We start from the raw sequence: 16,545 nt of genomic DNA on the forward strand, positions 1-16,545 counted from the left end.
CACCCATACGAACGTACAAGCGCCGAGAGTACCAGAGTGAATTTTTTGAAGTGGTTAGCGGCTGGAAGCTGCGCCGTATTGATGACTGCCTGCAGTGTTCCGGTGCCTTTTGGATCACCAGAGGATCGGGTGCGTATACAGCAGGATCTGGGTCTGGAACAGCCGCCCTCGATGTCGGTGTTGATCCCGCTGAAGTGGACCTTGTTTGACTACGGTGTGGAACAGAAGGTACCGCCTGCTGCAGACACCGTCGCGCTGGTTCAACCAGGTGTGCTGACCCTTATCGGGTATGAGAACGGCCATTACACCCGTGAAGCGGAATTCCCCAGCGCTTCGGTCGACTGCTTGTACATCTTCAAGGGACCGTCAAGCGCGCAGCCATTGTGGTTATTGAAATCAGGGCGCCCGGTACTGTTTCACATCGGCGATGGCAGAGGGTTCGTCATCACGGCATTGCGCGAGAAGTTGATCGACAGGATGGCGGCAGCGGGATTCCAGATCCACAGCGATGCGCAGGGAAAAGCCTATGAGCCGACAGGCGTCAGCAACACCCGGCTGGTGTATGCATCGGTGTATGGGGGGCATACCGAGTCAGTGGCTGAGGAAAGGTATTACAACGTTTGCGCGAAAAAGTGACCCTCATGTAGATCACCGCCACCCATACGGCGCTGGCTGCGAGCCCGCTGGGCTTGCCTTTACTTGAACGGGTGTACTTGCGCGTCTCGCAGATCAAGGGCTGCGCGTTTTGCCTTGGCAAGCACTCGCAGACCGGTGACCGTCGACGCTTCAAGGTTTTTCGGGCAGAGCCCGACGTCACCCTGGCGCTAGATCTATCGGGCATACCGCTTCGCCCCGGCAACACAGATGACCGCGCCCAACGTCACCAGCAGCATCATCCCGCTGACCTGTTCATGCAAAAGCAGTGCGGCCAGCCCAAGCCCCATGAAGGGCTGAAGCAGTTGCAGTTGGCCCACCGCCGCAATGCCGCCCTGCACGAGCCCTCGGTACCAGAACACGAACCCGAGCAACATGCTGAACAGCGACACGTAGCCAAGGCTGAGCCACGCGCGGGCGCTGACCTTGGCGAGGGTGTCGAGCGCAGGGAAATACGTGATGGTCAGCAGCAGCATGAGCGGCAATGCCACCACCAACGCCCAACTGATGACCTGCCAACCGCCCAAGGTCCGCGACAGACGCGCGCCCTCCGCATACCCCAATCCACACACAACCACCGCAGCCATCATCAGCAGATCGCCCAGCGCCGAGGCCTCGCCCGCGTTCATCACTGCATAGCCGACGACCAGCCCGGCACCGATCGACGAGAACAGCCAGAACAGTGGCCGAGGTCGCTCGCCGCCCCGCATCACGGCAAAGCCTGCGGTGCACAGGGGCAGCAGCCCGACAAACACGATCGAATGCGCAGAGGTGACCTGTTGCAGGGCCAGGGCGGTCAGTAACGGAAAACCGATGACGACCCCCACTGCAGTGATTGCCAGTGACGACAGGTCAGTGCGTCTGGGCCGAGGCTGGCGCAACACGATCAGAAAGAGCGCGCCCAGCAAGGCGGCAATCGTTGCGCGGGCGCAGGTCAGAAAGGTGGGTTCGAACGCCGTTACGGCGACCCGCGTTGCCGGTAACGAGCCCGCAAAGATAGCGACACCCACGAAGCCGTTCACCCAGCCACGGGTCGTTTTTTCCATCGGTGATTCCTCGAGAAGTGGGGGCGAGTAGATCACTGACGGGTGCATTCGGGCCATGTACAATCCCGCACAATTCAACCGAACTGTTATGCCTTCAAACTCAATACAGTCGAGGGTGCGATGACCCGCAACGCCACGCGAACTCACGCCGTGATGAGCGAAATCCAGGCCCGGATAGCGTCTCGAACCTACACGCCAGGTGCGAGAATCCCGTCGGTCAGGGCCATGGCCACAGCCATGCAGGTCTCGGTTTCAACGGTACTGGAAGCCTATGAGCGGTTGGTGGCCGAAGGCACGCTCAGCTCGCGGCCTGGCGCCGGCTTCTACGTGGCAGGGCCGGTGGCGCCGTTGGTGTTGACCGAGCTTGAGCCCAGGCTCGACCGCAACGTCGACCCCCTGTGGATCTCGCGCTTGTCGTTGCAAGCGCCTGGCGACGTGTTGAAACCCGGCTGCGGCTGGCTACCTGCAGCCTGGATGTACGAAGCTGGCATGCGTAAGGCGCTGCGAATCGTTGCGCGCGCCGAAACACCGACCCTGACCGACTATGCCTCACCCCTTGGCCATCCGCTGCTCAGGCAGTTCTTGTCGCGACGACTGGCCGGCATCGGCATCCAGGCGTCAGCCGAACAGGTGATGCTCACCGAGTCCGGCACCCATGCCATCGACCTGATCTGCCGTTTCCTGCTGCAACCGGGAGACACCGTTCTCGTCGATGACCCGTGTTATTTCAACTTCCATGCACTGCTCAAGGCGCATCGGGTGACTGTCGTCGGCGTCCCTTACACGCGCACAGGCCCGGACACCGAGGCATTCGGTGCGGCGCTGCGCGAACACGCTCCTCGGCTCTATATAACCAACGCCGGCATCCATAACCCCACCGGCGCAACGCTGTCGCCCATGACCGCGCATACGCTGCTGAAGCTCGCCGACACCTCCAACCTGATCATTGTCGAAGACGACATCTTCGCGGATTTCGAAAACACCCCTGCGCCACGCCTGTCTGCGTTCGATGGCCTTGCGCGGGTGATTCAGATAGGCAGCTTTTCCAAAACCATTTCCGCGTCGATTCGATGCGGTTACATCGCTGCACGAAGTGAGTGGATCGAGGGCCTGGTCGATCTGAAGATCGCCACGACCTTCGGGGGAGGGCGCCTGGCGGCGGACATCATCTATCACGCGATGACGGGCGGCGGGTATCGAAAGCACATGGAAAATGTCCGCCTCAAGTTGGCTGACGCCATGCAGAAAACGCTTCCCAAGCTTGAGGCCCTGGGTATCGAACCCTGGATCACGCCGCAGGCAGGCATGTACGTGTGGTGCAAGCTTGCGCAGGGCCAGGATGCCGCCGCGCTCGCCAAGGCCTGTCTGAGCGAAGGCGTTGTACTCGCACCCGGCAATGCATTCAGCCAGTCCATGACGGCGGGCGACTTCCTGCGATTCAACGTGGCTCAGTCGGGTGATGCGAGGATCTTCGAGGTATTGAAACGGGCGTTGAGCGCCTAGCTGCGGGGCGCATCGATCGTTCGCTGGACGTTGCGCCGAGGCTGCTCGAGGCGCCCGCTGATTGCATGGGCTACCCACGCGTTGGTCGGCAATTTTCCCAGACAGCGTTGACGCGACCGGCCCCTTACTTTTAACTGTATGCCCATACAGTCATCAGGAGGCCTTTCCATGCATCGCATCCACCGCCATACCCCCGCCACCACAGCCACCGCTCGCCAGCCTGAACGCGCACCTCGTCATGAGCCGTGACCGCGTTTTCGCCCTGATCGACTGCAATGCGTTCTACGCCAGTTGCGAACGGGTGTTCCGGCCAGACCTCGCCAACACGCCCATCGTGGTGCTGAGCAACAACGATGGCTGCATCATTGCCCGCTCCTACGACGCCAAGCCGTTCGTGAAAATGGGCGAGCCGTATTTCAAGGCGCGTGAGCGTTTGCAGCGCCATGGGATCGTCGCGTTCTCGTCCAATTACGCGTTGTACGGCGACATGAGCGAGCGGGTAATGGGGCTGATCGAGGCGATGGTGCCGGCCTCGGAGGTGTACTCCATTGACGAGTGCTTCGTGGACCTGACCGGCGTACCGGGCGATCTCAGCGCGTTCTGCAGGGTCATCCGCGACAAGGTCATGCGCTGCACGGGAATCCCCGTGGGAATCGGCATCGGCAGCACCAAGACCCTCGCCAAGCTGGCCAACTACACCGCCAAGCAATGGCAGGTGCGCACGGGCGGGGTGCTGGATTTTGCCGATCCGGTCAAGCGCGAATGGACCTTGCGCAATACCGATGTGGCACACGTCTGGGGCATCGGCAAACGCATGACTGCGCACTTGCAGGCGCTGGGCATCGTTACCGCAAAGGACCTGGCCATGGCTGACCCGCGCCTGCTGCGCCAGCAGTTCAGCGTGGTGGTGGAGAAGACCGCGCGCGAGCTGGGCGGGCTGTCGTGCCTGGACCTTGATGACGCCAGCGCGCCCAAGCAGGAAATCTGCTGCAGCCGCATGTTCGGCATGCGCCTGGACCAGCTCGCACCCATCCGCGAGGCCGTCGCCAGCTACACCGGCCGCGCCGCGCAGAAACTGCGCGCCCAAGGCTCATGGTGCAAGCGCCTGCGGGTGAGCATCCGCACGGGCATCTTCAACCCCAACGAGCGGCACCACGCGCAGGCCGCGCTGGTCGAGCTGCCGTACCCGACCAACGACACGCTGCTGCTGACCCGCGCCGCCACTGAAGCGTTGACCCGGCTGTATCGCCCGGGCCATTGCTACAGCAAGGCCGAGGTATTGCTGCTCGAACTGAGCCCGGCGGGGCAGTTCAGCGACGATCTGTTCGCGCCCTCGCAGTCGGTCAGGAGCAACCAGTTGATGGCGGTACTGGATCAGGTCAATGCCCGCTATGGCCGCGAGGTGCTGCGCAGTGGCGGCGTGCCGCACGTGGCGGATTGGGCAATGCGCCGCGAGCTGATGAGCGAGGCGTATACCACGCGTGTGGATCAGTTGTGGCGGGTAGGTGAGCGGTAGCGCTGGGCGATGCCGCGCCATCTGTCTTGTTTCGAAGCGATGAACCTGGGTAGTTGGAACGTGATGCCGTAAACAGGGAGCTCGAATAGATCTTGTGGCCTTAACCTTGTTCGCGTCATATGCATTTATTCCAGTAAACCATATAGGCGAATGCGACTGCTGAGCAGAAAGTGTAAGGAGTTAAAAGCAAGATATCTGAGTAATGGATTTCGAACAGGCCCATGACAGGCCATGCCAGCACGGCTAGCCAGATGAAAAGCACAGTGCCCACAATAAGCAGGCTGCCCTTGAAGGAAGCGGCAGGGTGCAGTCTTCTTGAAAGCATCGCCACAGGGACGCCTACGACCAAAGAGCCGACGAGAGCACCCGTAACGCTGACTGAAGTGACAAGTATATAGCTGAAGAGGAATGATGTTATATCGAGTTCGATCGAGTCTGTTTTTTCCCAATAGAGATAAATCAAAATTAACAGTGAGCCAATTGCACTGCTAAAAATTGTTGATACCACGACCGCTTTGGTCCAGCTGTCGTCAATGATCTTGGCCATGGGTTCCGCTGTCCTGAGCAGCGATCTGTCATGCGACATGACCGCGTGTTTCTTCAATGTGGGTTCACGTGCAAAAAGGATTTTTGCACGACAGCCCTCGCAACACCATGCGAGCCAGCTGTTGATGAGTTGACGGTCGCTGCCAAGCGCTGGCGCTGAGAGGGCTCAGCAGGCATCTATCGGCCCGGTTGCCACTGCCGGTAGCGCGGCAGGCCCTGGTCCTCAAGCCAAGGCACATCGTGCTCGGTCCAGATGTGGCTGTCGGGCGTGGCTGTGGGTGCATCGTCCAGTGTGGCGACACGCACAATCAACAGGTCGACACCCACGCGCTCTGCGACCAGATGCGAACCGCACTGGCCGCAGAAATGCCGCAGCTTGCCGGGCGACGACTCGAAGGCGCGCAACACGGCTTGTCCATGGCGCCATCGAAAATGCGCTCTTTGCACACCTGCCGTAGAGGCATAGGCCGCAGCGTGAGTCTTGCGGCACGTTGTGCAATGGCAGTGCAGGATGGGCGAGTCGAGGCGGTCGATCTCATAGCCCGTGGCGCCGCATGCGCAGCTTCCTTTCATGACATCTCCTGAACCCTGATGCGTGATGACGGACCCCGTCAGGCGGATGATCGAACCGATGAAGGCCAACTGCTCCTGCAATGGCCTGAACAGGCGTGGAGCGGATCACCTGCGAGCATCATCGTCGGCCGCCGGTCTTTTTACAAACGCTGCACGCCGCGCCTTGTGCGAGTGGGGCTGGCTGAGGAGTGCGCAACGGGAACGGCTGGCGCATGCACCTGGTCAAACCAGGCTGCCGGGCAAGCACCGCGGATCCACGTTTGCCCTCGACGCTGTCCCCCGCCTTGGAGAATCGCATGAGCACCTCACCCAGCGACGACAAACGCCCAACCCCCGACCCTGCCGAAGACAACGCCTTCTTCCCCTCGCCGTATTCCCTCAGCCAGTTCACCTCACCCAAGTCCGACCTCGGCGGCGCCGACTATCCATCGCCCTATACCGGCGGTCGTTGGAAGGTGCTGATGATCGGTGCCGATGAGCGCTACCTGCTGACCGACAACGGCACGATGTTCTCCACCGGCAACCACCCCGTGGAGACGCTGCTGCCCATGTATCACTTGGATAAAGCCGGCTTCGCCATCGACGTGGCGACGGTGTCGGGCAACCCGGTGAAGTTCGAGTTCTGGGCGATGCCCGGCGAAGATGCCGAGGTAAAGGGGTTCTATGACCAATACCGCGACCAGTTCAAGCAGCCGCTGAAACTGAGCGAGGTGCTGGAACAGGCGCTGGGCGAAGACTCGGACTACATCGGCGTGTTCATTCCCGGAGGCCATGGTGCGCTGATTGGCCTCCCAGAAAGTGCCGAGGTCAAGGGCGTGCTGGACTGGGCCGTGGCCCACGACAAGTTCGTCATTTCCCTGTGCCACGGCCCCGCGGCGTTGCTGGCGGCAGGGCTCGACAAGGACCGCGACAGCTTCCCGTTCAAGGGTTACAAGCTGTGCGCCTTCCCAGACGCGATGGATTCGCAGACGCCGGACATCGGCTACATGCCCGGGCACCTGACCTGGAAGTTCGGTGAGCGCTTGCAGGCGTTAGGCATGGAAATCGTCAACAAGGACATTTCCGGAGCGACGCTGCAGGATCGCAAGTTGCTGTCGGGTGACAGCCCCTTGGCGGGGAACAACCTGGGCAAATTGGCGGCCAAGGCGTTGCTGGAGGCTGTCAAGGGCGACGCACACGCCCGCCCGTGATGCGCCAGGGGCCCGGGTTCGCCGCGTCGTGCTGCTCAGACGTGCGTCTATCGCCTGAGCTGTGCGTGTACGCTGCGGATGCGCACCCTGACCAACAGGTAGCCAGGCACCCCAACAGTCAGCGCTCTACGCGCTAGGCGTCGAGTCGCGCCTGCACGGCATCGTCGAAGAGGATGTACAGCGCCTCGACCTGCGGGCCGCGGATTTTCTTCGCGGCCTCCATGGCCTGCACGAACTCGATCTGGATCTGTGCCTCTGCAGCGACCTCGTCGGCGTCGGCAGCATCATCCAAGGCACGCATCAGCCGCTCGATAGGCGTGCGCAGGTCCTTGGGGATGCGGAGGGTGTCTAGCTGTTCGGTGAGGCTCATGGAAGTTCCCGGTGGGTAAGGGCGGCAGGGGCGTCTTGTCACGAGTCGGGGTAGATTCGCGCGTCCGAGGTGATGTGGCTGCGGCCAGTTTAGGGTGCCCTGAGGGATGTGGATAGTGCGGCTGGTTTGCGCGGCTGGCGAGGCGCTTTGATTGATTGGGTCAATGCGGGGCATGTGCAGACCGGGTCGTGGATAGCAGGTAGCCAGACGCCCTTGTAGACGCCTGTTACACAACCCGGGAAAGAAGCGGCTCACCGCAGAGGCCAATGGCCCGCGCGTACGAACGCCTATCGAAGAGCCGAGGCCCCACTGAGCCGTTTGCGCTCTGCGCATCCGTCGCTCGAATGCAGGGGCCAGCCCCCCTCAATCCAGCAAACTCAAGGCCCGCGCTCTATGCATCGCCTGTATCCGACTGGTCACCTGCAACTTCACGTACAGGTTCTTCAAGTGCCACTTCACCGTCTCACTGGAAATAGCCAGGCTGCGGGCAATCTCCTTGTTCGACTGTCCCCGTGCCACCAATTGCAGCGTCTGGCTCTCTCGCTCGCTGAGGATCAGCGTCAAGCCTGGTGCAGCGCCAGTGGCAGTCTGCAGCAACTGCTGCACGTAGTCTTTGAATGAAGGCTTGAGCGACAGGCAGGCCTCCAGCAGTGGCGCTATCGAGGGGCCAGCATCTAGCAGTGTTTGCTGCAAGCCTTGCCGTTGTCCCAGCGCCAGCACCGGTAGCAGCGCCTCGGTAGCGCGCTGGGTCTTGCCGTCGCACCACAGGCTCAGCGCCCACTGTGCCCGGACGCGTAGCGCCGGCAGTAATTGACCGTCGCGTTCGTCGTCGGCCACAAGCAAGGCCCACGCCTGCGCGGCCTCGGTGTGCTGGCCCTGTCCGCTCAGCAGCCAGGCCTGGCCCGTGCGCTGGCAAGCTTGCAGCGCGCGATGAAGGTCGGCATCAGCCTGATGCTCGGTGGTGAGCTCGGTCAGTTGCTGTAACAGCTGCCGGGCGTGGTCTGGCGCCGTCGCCAGCACCTGCACGCGCACCTGCTCGGCCAGCAGCAGCCCTTGCAGGCGCGGCCAGCGGCGCAAGGTGGCCAGTTGCTGGGCATGTTCCAGCCAGCGCATGGCCTGGCTGGAATCACCGGCCTGCACGGCGCTGCGGGCGAGGGCGCGGTAGGCGCTGAACAGCGCGTCCAGCGGCGCGGTGGCATCGATCTGCGGCAGGCGCGGTTGCAGCTCTCGGGTCAGGGCTGCCCAGTCGCCGCGCTCGTACCATAGCTCGGCCAGCAGGGCGGTGAGGGTGGCGCTGCCGCTGGAGTGCGCGCCGGTCAGTTGCTCAGCATGGGTCAGGGCCTGGCGATAGTGGTGTTCGCCGCCTGCCAGATCCGCCTGGCGTATCTGGCTCAGCCCCAGGATGAACGCCCGATAGACGCTCACGAACAGGTTCTCGGCCGGCGTGCTCGGGCAGGGCATGTGGCGCTGCACGGCCTGCGCATCGAGGTGGCGCCCGCGCACCAGATAGCCGTAGCTGAGGATGTTGCAGACCAGACCATCAACCCAGCGATCCCCGCAGGGAATCTGCGCCAGCAGGGGTTCGACCAAGGTCAGGCCGTGGCTGATGTGCTCAGCGAACGATTCGTTGATGGCACAGATCACCTGGCGCTTGATCAGCAGGCGCGGGCTGACGCCGGGTTGTGCCAGCAACGGGCGCAAATCGACGAGCAACTGGCGCGACTCGGCGTAGCGAAAGCGATGGGCCAGGGCCCAGCTCAAGTTCAATTGCAGGTCGATGCGTTGCTCGTCCAATGGCAACCGGGCGCTGGCCGGTAGGTTGTGCAGCCAGCGCACCAGGGTGTCGACATCGCCTTCTTCCGCCAGGGACTGCGCGCCTTTGTCGGCACACGCGGTGCTGTTGGCCAGTTGCCCCGCGGCGAGGGCGTGGCGGATGGCCTCAGCCCACTGCTGATGGGCTGCCAGCCAGTTGCTGGCGCGTTGATGCAGTGATGCGACATCGACATCGCTGGTGTGCAGCCGCTGTTGCAAGGTTTCGGCGAACAGCGCGTGGTAGCGGAACCACTGGCCCTGAGCGTCGAGGCACGAGATGAACAGGTTGTGCCGCTCGATGAAGGCCAGCATGCGCTCGCCGTCCTCGAGCCCGGTCACGGCGTTGCACAACGCGGCGGTAAAGCGGTTGAGCACTGAAGTTTGCAGCAGAAAGCGCTGCACCTCGGCCGGCAGGGGCGCCAGCACCACATCCTGCAGGTAGCTGCCGATCACCCGCGAGCCGCGCTCCAGGTGCGCCCAGCGGCCGGTCGGATCGGCCGCGACGGGCGTCGACAAGCACGCCATCTGCATCCCGGTAATCCAGCCTTCGGTCAGGCGCAGCAGGTGTTGCAGCTCGGCGGCGTCCAGGTGCAGCTCGGTGGCGCGGGCAAAGTAGTCCTCAGCCTCATCGAGGGTGAAACGCAGTTGATTGGCGTCGATCTCCACCAACTGCTGGCGGGCGCGCAGGCGGCTCAGGGGCAAGTGCGTGGCGGTGCGGCTGCCGACCGCCAGGTGCAGGCAGGCGGGGGCATGCAGTACCAGGTCGAGCAGATCGTGCTCGATCAACGGATGGCTGACCAGGTGCGCGTCGTCCAGTACCAGGTACAGCGGCGCCAGACGCGAACTCAGGTGGTTGATCAGGCTGCGGATAAAGCCGGCGGCGCCGATTGACAAAGGCTCTGCGGCATCGCTCAGCGACGGCTCGACGCTGCCCAGTGCCGCCAGCAGGTAGCGGCGAAAGTAGTCGGGGCTGTCGTCCTGCTCGTCCAGGCTCAGCCAGGCCACGTCATGGTCTTGATCGAGCAGGCGCTGGCGCCACTGACTGAGCAGGGTGGTCTTGCCGAATCCGGCACCGCCGCACACCAGTGCCACGGTGCGCGTGTGCAGGCCATCGAGGGTGTCGAGCAGGCGTGTGCGCAACAGTTGGGTGCCAGCTGCGCGCGGCGGACCGAGCTTGGTGCCGATCAGCGGCAGGCCGTGGCCCAGACTGTAGGCGCCGTTGGCATAGGCCGCGGCAGCGGGAGGTATCAGGTGATCCATGGCCGGTCATCCTGGTGCGGTCGAGTGGCGATCATTGTTGTTGTAGACACGCGTTTGGCAAGGGTAATCCGCGCGGGTGGGCTTTGCCGCCCCCCCATCCGGGTGGTTATGGCAGCGGGCAGAGTTTCCTACCGTAGCGCCACGCTGTCGTCGGTCGCCTGACTCAGGTCAGCGACCCCTTCCAACAACAACACAGATGAGGGCGAAGCATGTCACTCAGCAAGGCACAACTGCTCCAGGCCTATCGCAAGATGCGGGAAATCCGCGTGTTCGAGGAGCGCTTGCACCAGGAAAACACCACCGGAGACATCCCCGGTTTCATCCACCTGTACAGCGGCGAGGAAGCCATCGCCGTCGGCGTGTGCGAAAACCTCACCGATGCCGATTACATCGGCTCGACCCACCGCGGCCACGGTCACTGCATCGCCAAGGGCTGCGACCTGCACGGCATGATGGCGGAAATCTTCGGCAAGGCCTCCGGCCTGTGCCGCGGCAAGGGCGGCTCGATGCACATCGCCGACCTCAGCAAGGGCATGCTGGGCGCCAACGCGATTGTGGGTGGCGCGCCGCCCCTGGCCATCGGCGCGGCGCTGACGGCGAAAACCCTCGGCACACGTAACGTGGCGGTATCGTTCACCGGTGACGGCGGCTCAAACCAGGGCCTGGTGTTCGAGGCCATGAACATGGCCGTGGTGCTCAAGCTGCCTGCGGTGTTCGTGTTCGAGAACAACGGCTTCGGCGAAGCCACCGGGCATGACTACGCCGTCGGTGGCCGCGATATCGCCGGCCGCGCAGCGGGCTTCGGCATGCCGGCGGTGAAGGTCGATGGCACGGATTTCTTCGCTGTGTACGAGGCCGTGGCGGTCGCCGTCGAGCGCGCCCGCAATGGCGAGGGGCCAAGCGCCATCGAAGCCGTGGCCCATCGCTGGCATGGCCACTTCGAGGGTGACCCGATGCTCTACCGCGCCGACGGTGAGGTGGAGCGCCTGCGCAAGGAGCATGACCCGTTGCAGATCTTCATCGAGCGTGTCGCCGGCCAGCTCGGTGCAGAGGCGTTGCAGGCCATCGACGATGAGGTGCAGGCCCAGGTCGACGATGCCGTGAGCAAGGCCCGCGCCGCCGAGTACCCCTCGGTAGACCAACTGCTGACAGACGTCTACGTCGCCTACTGAGGAACTGCACCATGGCAATGCGTACCTATCGTGAAGCGGTCAAGGAAGCCTTGGCCCAGGAAATGCAACTCGATCCCCGTGTGGTGGTGATCGGCGAAGATGTCTGTGGCGGCCAGGCGGGCACCGCTGAGGTCGGCAGCAAAGGTGAGGCCTTCGGCGGTGTGCTGGGCGTGACCAAGGGGCTGTGGACAGAGTTCGGCTCGTCGCGGGTGATCGACACGCCGATCACCGAGTCGGCGATCATCGGCATGGCAGCCGGTGCGGCGGTGACCGGCCTGCGTCCGGTGGCCGAGCTGATGTTCATGGACTTTTTCGGCGTCTGCCACGACATGCTCTACAACCAGGCGGCGAAATTCCGCTACATGTTCGGCGGCAAGGCCAAGGCGCCGCTGGTGATCCGCGGCATGATCGGCGCAGGTTTCTCCGCTGCCGCCCAGCACTCGCAATCGCCCTACAACATCTTCGCCACGACCCCGGGGCTGAAAGTGGTGGTGCCGTCCAACCCCTACGACGTCAAGGGCCTGCTGATCCAGGCCATCCGCGACGACGACCCGGTGGTGTTCTGCGAGCACAAGATTCTCTATGACCTCAAGGGCGAAGTGCCCGAGCACGCCTATACCATCCCGTTTGGCGTGGCCAACTACACCCGCCAGGGCACTGACGTGACGATCATTGCCCTGGCGGCGATGGTGCACAAAGCCAATGAAGTGGCCGACAAACTGGCCGCAGAAGGCATCTCGGTGGAAGTGGTCGACCCGCGTACCGTATCGCCGCTGGACGAAGAGGGCATTCTCGAATCGGTCGCCTCCACGGGCCGGGTGGTGATCGTCGACGAGTCGGCCGCGCGCTTCGGCTTCGCCCACGACATCGCGGCGCTGATCGCGTCCCAGGCGTTCTACCGGCTCAAGGCACCGATCGTCATGGTCACCCCGCCGCATACGCCGGTGCCGTTCTCGCCAGTCCTGGAGCAGGCCTGGATTCCCAGTGTGGAGCGCATCGAAGCTGCCGTTCGCACCGTGATGGAGGGCTGAGCATGAGTGATATCCGCGCAATCGAGGTGCCCAAATGGGGCCTGTCGATGGAGGAGGGCACCCTGACCAGCTGGCTGATCGAAGAGGGCGACACCTTCGCTGAACAGCAGGAGGTGTGCGAAATCGAAACCAGCAAGATCGCCAACGTCTTGCAGGCGCCGTTCGCCGGGGTGCTGCGGCGCAAGGTGGCGCAACCGGGCGAGACCATTGCGGTGGGCGGCGTGCTTGGGGTGGTGGCCGACGCGTCGGTCAGTGAGGCCGACATTGATGCCTATCTGGCCCAGCGTGGAGCATCGTTGCCTGCGTCAGCCGCAAGCGCTACCGCCGCGGCTACCGCTGCGCAGCCTGCCAGCGCGGGCGCAGGCGCAGCGGCTGTGGGTTCTGGCGAGCGGCCTCGGCAAGCGTTGCCTAGCGCTGCGCAGACGTCTCAGGCGGTTAACCACACGGCGCGGGCCGGCAGTGCTGCAACCGGCATTGCTCAGACCAACCCGAGCGGTGCCTGGCAAGTGCCGCCAGCCTTGCTAGGCGTCACCGCGGCCGACACCTTCGCCACGGCCCATGCCCTGAAGCTTGCGAGTGAACTCGGCATCGACCTCGGTCATGTGCCCGGCTCAGGCCGCGAAGGCCGCATCAGCGTGGCCGACATCGAAGCCGCCATCCGCGTGGCCGGTGGCCAGGTCGCCAGCCGTTCACCGGCACAGAAGGCGACCCAGGCTGCACCGTCGCGCGCCGACGACAGCCAGGTCGATGCCACCCCGCTGGCCCGACGTCTGGCCCAGCAATGGGGCATCAACCTGCACGACTGCCGTGCCACCGGTAGCCGCGGCCGGGTGTGCCAGGCTGACGTGCAGCAGCAGCGCAGCCTTGCCGCGCTGCCCACGAGCAGTGCCGCCACCTGCCAGGCCGTACCCCAGGCAGGTGCAGACGCTTTTGAAACCTTGCCCATGAACGGCATGCGCAAGGCCATCGCCGCACGCTTGCAGGCTTCCAAGCGTGAGGCCCCGCATTTCCGCCTGCATGCCGATCTTGACCTGGAGCGCCTGCTGGCCCTGCGCGCAGAAATCAACGCCTCGGTGCCGGCGGTCAAACTGTCGGTCAATGACCTGCTGATCAAGGCCTGCGCCCAGGCACTGGTGCAGGTGCCGGGGGTCAATGTGCAGTACGACGCCGAGCGCCAGGAAGTCCGTCGCTACGCCGATGCCGACATTGCCGTGGCGGTCGCCCTGGAGGGCGGCTTGATCACCCCGATCATCCGCCAGGCCAACCGCAAGCGGCTGGCCGAGGTGTCGGCCGAAATGCTCACCCTGGCCACCCAGGCCAAGGCCGGCACCTTGAAGCCAGAACAATTCCAGGGAGGCACCTTCAGTATTTCCAACCTGGGAATGCTCGGCGTGCGCCAGTTCGACGCCATCATCAACCCGCCCCAAGGCGCGATCCTTGCCATCGGCGCGGGTGAGCAGCGGGTGGTGGTGCACGACGGCCAGCCCGCCGTGCGCATGCAGATGAGCGTGAGCCTGTCGTGCGATCACCGGGTCATCGATGGCGCACTGGGGGCAACCTTCCTCAAGGCCCTCAAGCGCCTGGTGGAAAACCCCACCTTGATGCTGGTCTAGGAGATCGCCATGAATGAGATGTTCGATGTACTGATCATTGGCGGTGGCCCGGGCGGCTACGTGGCGGCGATCCGCGCCGCGCAACTGGGCTTGCGCACGGCACTGGTGGAAAAACAGCACCTGGGTGGCATCTGTCTGAACTGGGGCTGCATTCCCACCAAGGCCATGCTCAGGGGCGCTGAGGTGGCGCACACCCTGCAGCAGGCGAGCACCTTCGGCTTCAGCGTCGGGCAGGTACAGTTCGATATCGGCACGCTGGTGGCACACAGCCGTGAGGTGTCGCAGACCCTCACCGGGGGGATCGCGTACCTGTTGAAGAAAAACGGCGTGGCGGTGTTTGACGGCCGCGCGCGGCTCACGGCCAAGGGTTGCGTCAGTGTCACCTCGGCAGAGGGCGCGCGCGCGTTGCAGGCCAGGCACATCATCCTCGCCACTGGCGCCCGGCCGCGTCCGCTGCCGGCCGTTGTGCCGGACGGCGAGCGCATCTGGAGCTATTTCGAGGCCCTGGTGCCGAAGCAGGTGCCGGCGTCGCTGCTGATCGTCGGCTCCGGCGCGATTGGGGTGGAATTCGCCAGCCTCTACCACGACCTCGGCTGTGCCGTGACCCTGGTCGAAGTGGCTGGACAGATCCTGCCTGCCGAAGACCGCGAGGTGGCCAGCCTGGTGCAGCGCGAGTTCGAACGACGCGGCATTCGCGTGCTCACCCAGGCCAGCGTCAGCGCGGTGCACAGCGAGGCCGAACAGGCGCAGTGCAGCGTGCGCCTGGCCGATGGCCGTGAGGAACGGATCAGCGTTGAACGGGTGTTGCTGGCCGCTGGTATTCAAGCCAACAGCGAAGACCTCGGCCTGGAAGCGCTGGGGGTGGAGATCGAGCGCGGCTTCATCAAGACCGACGCATGGTGCCGCACCAACGTCGCCGGCCTGTACGCCATCGGTGATGTCGCTGGTGCGCCGTGCCTGGCGCACAAGGCCAGCCATGAGGGGGTGCTGTGCGTGGAAAAGCTCGCCGGCGTGGAGGGCGTGCATCCGCTGAACAAGGGCTTTATTCCCGGGTGCACCTACGCCCGGCCACAGGTCGCCAGCCTGGGGCTCACCGAAGCGCTTGCACAGGCCAGCGGGCGGCGCCTGAGCATCGGCCGCTTCGACTATCAGGCCAACGGCAAAGCCTTGGCCATGGGCGAGGCGGGCGGCTTCGTAAAGACCATTTTCGATGCCGACAGCGGCGAGCTGCTGGGCGCACACATGGTCGGCCCGGAGGTGACTGAACAGATCCAGGGGTTCGGCATTGCCCAGGCGCTGGAAGCCACTGAGCAGACATTGAGCCAGGTGGTGTTCGCCCACCCGACCTTGAGCGAAGCCATGCACGAGGCCGTGCTGGCCGCCAGCGGCAGAGCGCTGCACCAGTAATGACCTAGGGCGGCGCGCCAACGCCGCCTTTTTTTGTTCATCCGCAGAGGGACATCGCGATGCATCGATTTCACGACAAAGTAGTGTTGGTCACCGGCGCCGCCGCAGGTATCGGCGAGGCTACCGCGCGGCGCTTTGCCGAAGAGGGCGCCCACGTGGTGCTGGCTGACTGGAACCTGGAAAAAGCTCGGGCCGTGGCTGCCGAGCTGCCCGCCGAGCGGGTGCTGGCCGTGCAGGTGGATGTGTCGAGCCTAGCCTCGGTGCAGCAGATGATCGACGCCACCGTCGAGCGCTTCGGCGGGCTGGACGTGCTGGTCAACAACGCCGGCGTGCATATCCCTGGCACCACCCTGGACACCACCGAAGCCGACTGGCGCAAGATCGCTTCGGTGAACATCGACGGGGTGATCTTCTGCAGCAAGCTGGCCCTGCCGCACCTGCTCAAGCGTCGCGGCAACATCGTCAGCACGGCCTCGGTGTCGGGCCTGGGCGGCGACTGGGGTGCAGCGTTTTACTGCGCCAGCAAAGGCGCGGTAGTCAATTACACCCGCGCCTTGGCGCTCGACCACGGCGCCCAGGGCGTGCGCGCCAATGCGGTGTGCCCGAGCCTGACGCGCACGGCGATGACCTGGGATTGGGAGCAGTCGATTCGCGACAAATTCAACGAGCGCATTCCCCTGCAACGTGAAGCGCTGCCCAGCGAGGTGGCGGCAGTGATCGCCTTTCTGGCCAGCGACGATGCCAGCTTCGTCAACGGCGTGAACCTCCCGGTGGATGGCGGCGTGACGGCGTCGGACGGCCAGCCCAAGGTGTCCTGAGAGGCGGCTGAGGGCGTTGCAATGCGCGAGCGGG

At 64.1% G+C, this 16,545-nt stretch carries 14 protein-coding genes; 9 read left to right on the forward strand and 5 right to left on the reverse strand.

Annotated elements, in window-relative coordinates:
- Window positions 1–36 precede the first annotated feature (36 nt).
- Window positions 37–636, forward strand: coding sequence for a hypothetical protein (locus RT028_RS02335; protein WP_312932024.1), 600 nt, complete (start codon window positions 37–39; stop codon window positions 634–636).
- A gap of 194 nt (window positions 637–830) precedes the next feature.
- Here the strand turns inward: RT028_RS02335 and RT028_RS02345 are convergent, their stop codons facing one another.
- Complete coding sequence (locus tag RT028_RS02345) at window positions 831–1,700, reverse strand: DMT family transporter (RefSeq protein WP_312932027.1); 870 nt, start codon at window positions 1,698–1,700, stop codon at window positions 831–833.
- Between the two features lie 120 nt (window positions 1,701–1,820).
- Between RT028_RS02345 and RT028_RS02350 the strand changes: the two genes are divergently transcribed.
- Both RT028_RS02350 and RT028_RS02355 read left to right on the forward strand, forming a co-directional pair.
- A complete protein-coding gene (locus RT028_RS02350; RefSeq protein ID WP_312932101.1) occupies window positions 1,821–3,203 on the forward strand; it encodes a PLP-dependent aminotransferase family protein in 1,383 nt (460 codons plus the stop codon).
- A gap of 238 nt (window positions 3,204–3,441) precedes the next feature.
- Window positions 3,442–4,719, forward strand: coding sequence for a Y-family DNA polymerase (locus tag RT028_RS02355; RefSeq protein ID WP_312932029.1), 1,278 nt, complete (start codon window positions 3,442–3,444; stop codon window positions 4,717–4,719).
- 115 nt (window positions 4,720–4,834) lie between these two features.
- Here RT028_RS02355 and RT028_RS02360 read toward each other — a convergent pair whose 3' ends face one another.
- On the reverse strand, window positions 4,835–5,266 hold the full coding sequence (locus tag RT028_RS02360) for a hypothetical protein (protein ID WP_312932032.1): 432 nt from the start codon (window positions 5,264–5,266) through the stop codon (window positions 4,835–4,837).
- Between the two features lie 176 nt (window positions 5,267–5,442).
- Window positions 5,443–5,838, reverse strand: coding sequence for a GFA family protein (locus RT028_RS02365; protein WP_312932102.1), 396 nt, complete (start codon window positions 5,836–5,838; stop codon window positions 5,443–5,445).
- 296 nt (window positions 5,839–6,134) lie between these two features.
- On the opposite strand from RT028_RS02365, the gene hchA reads away from it, so the two are divergent.
- Window positions 6,135–7,028 (forward strand): glyoxalase III HchA, encoded by an 894-nt coding sequence (gene hchA / locus RT028_RS02370; protein WP_312932035.1) that lies wholly within the window; start codon window positions 6,135–6,137, stop codon window positions 7,026–7,028.
- 133 nt (window positions 7,029–7,161) lie between these two features.
- Here hchA and RT028_RS02375 read toward each other — a convergent pair whose 3' ends face one another.
- Both RT028_RS02375 and RT028_RS02380 read right to left on the reverse strand, forming a co-directional pair.
- A complete protein-coding gene (locus RT028_RS02375) occupies window positions 7,162–7,398 on the reverse strand; it encodes a hypothetical protein (protein WP_312932036.1) in 237 nt (78 codons plus the stop codon).
- A gap of 363 nt (window positions 7,399–7,761) precedes the next feature.
- Window positions 7,762–10,470 carry a LuxR C-terminal-related transcriptional regulator gene (locus RT028_RS02380; protein ID WP_312932037.1) on the reverse strand — a complete coding sequence of 903 codons (2,709 nt, stop codon included), beginning with the start codon at window positions 10,468–10,470 and terminating at the stop codon, window positions 7,762–7,764.
- Between the two features lie 209 nt (window positions 10,471–10,679).
- Between RT028_RS02380 and RT028_RS02385 the strand changes: the two genes are divergently transcribed.
- From RT028_RS02385 to RT028_RS02405, 5 genes are read left to right on the forward strand one after another with little or no spacing between them, the layout of a single operon-like run.
- A complete protein-coding gene (locus RT028_RS02385) occupies window positions 10,680–11,642 on the forward strand; it encodes a thiamine pyrophosphate-dependent dehydrogenase E1 component subunit alpha (protein ID WP_312932039.1) in 963 nt (320 codons plus the stop codon).
- 11 nt (window positions 11,643–11,653) lie between these two features.
- The gene (locus RT028_RS02390; RefSeq protein ID WP_312932041.1) at window positions 11,654–12,673 is read left to right on the forward strand and encodes an alpha-ketoacid dehydrogenase subunit beta; all 1,020 of its coding nucleotides are present in this window, start codon (window positions 11,654–11,656) and stop codon (window positions 12,671–12,673) included.
- 2 nt (window positions 12,674–12,675) lie between these two features.
- Window positions 12,676–14,286 (forward strand): 2-oxo acid dehydrogenase subunit E2, encoded by a 1,611-nt coding sequence (locus RT028_RS02395; RefSeq protein ID WP_312932044.1) that lies wholly within the window; start codon window positions 12,676–12,678, stop codon window positions 14,284–14,286.
- 9 nt (window positions 14,287–14,295) lie between these two features.
- On the forward strand, window positions 14,296–15,693 hold the full coding sequence (gene lpdA / locus RT028_RS02400) for a dihydrolipoyl dehydrogenase (protein WP_312932047.1): 1,398 nt from the start codon (window positions 14,296–14,298) through the stop codon (window positions 15,691–15,693).
- Window positions 15,694–15,752: 59 nt separating this feature from the next.
- A complete protein-coding gene (locus tag RT028_RS02405; protein ID WP_312932050.1) occupies window positions 15,753–16,511 on the forward strand; it encodes an SDR family NAD(P)-dependent oxidoreductase in 759 nt (252 codons plus the stop codon).
- Window positions 16,512–16,545: the final 34 nt, after the last annotated feature.

Source organism: Pseudomonas sp. (assembly GCF_032058845.1).
GTDB lineage: Bacteria > Pseudomonadota > Gammaproteobacteria > Pseudomonadales > Pseudomonadaceae > Aquipseudomonas.